The organism is Pseudomonas sp. FSL R10-0399, assembly GCF_009600165.1.
GTDB classification, from domain to species: domain Bacteria; phylum Pseudomonadota; class Gammaproteobacteria; order Pseudomonadales; family Pseudomonadaceae; genus Aquipseudomonas; species Aquipseudomonas helleri.
Window position 1 is genome coordinate 1 of sequence record NZ_WIWK01000269.1, and the last position, 899, is coordinate 899.

Sequence of the window (899 nt, forward strand, 5' to 3'; positions counted from 1 at the left end):
CGACAACTGCCAGCGCTACCGGCGGCCCCAACCAGCGAAGCTGACAGCGTGCTGCGCCTGCAACGCGGTGGCCACCCGCTGCGCCACTTCGAGGTCCATCCCAACCTGCTGCAAACGGCGCCGGGGCAACCGGCCTACCTGATTGGCACCCCGCAACAACTCGCCACCCGCCTGCAAGAACTGCACGGGCTGGGGATCGAACACATCGTGATTCAGAGCCAGCCGTCGGTCAGCGACGTGCTGCGCTTTGGTGAACAGATCCTGCCCCTGCTGGCAGCTCAGGGCCTGCGCAAGGAGAACGCCTGACATGCCCACACCCGCTAAAGGGGCCATCGAGATTGACTGGTTCCTGCCCACCAACGGCGACGGCCGCCACCTGACCAGCAGCGGCCTGCCCAGTGTCGGGCTGTTCCAGCAGGGCGAACGCGCGCCCACCCTCGACTACCTGCGCCAAATAGTGCGGGCGGCCGAACTTGGCGACTTCGACGGCATCATGGTGCCAACCGCCAGCGGTTTCGAAGACCCGTGGTTGATCACCGCCGTGCTGGCCCAAGAAGTACGCCGCCTGCGCTTTTTGCTGACCGTGCGCCCCGGCCTCGAACTGCCCGCCTACAGCGCCCACCGTGCTGCCACCTTGCAGTTGCTCACCGACGGGCGTCTGGACCTGCATGTGGTCAGCGGTTCGAGCCGGTTTGAGCAGCGCTCGCTGGGGGATTTTCTGGAGCATGACGAGCGCTATGCGCGCACCGCCGAGTTTCTTGAAGTGTTCCAGTCGGTGTGGAGCGGCCGCAGCCAGCCCTATCACGGGCGCTATTACCGCAGCGCAGGCAGCGCCCCCATCGCGCCTCAGGCCCCGGCGCCCGCGATCTATTTTGGTGGTGCTTCGCAGGCCGCCGAAC

Annotated in this window: 1 protein-coding gene and 1 pseudogene; both read left to right on the top strand. The window is 66.5% G+C overall.

The annotated features are described in order from the left end of the window. Nucleotides 1-306 (top strand): annotated as a pseudogene (locus tag GHO41_RS29970) (LLM class flavin-dependent oxidoreductase); the annotation flags it as partial. Nucleotide 307: 1 nt separating this feature from the next. Next, nucleotides 308-899 (top strand): LLM class flavin-dependent oxidoreductase (locus tag GHO41_RS29365; RefSeq protein WP_153435354.1); only part of this gene is annotated, 592 nt, incomplete at its 3' end.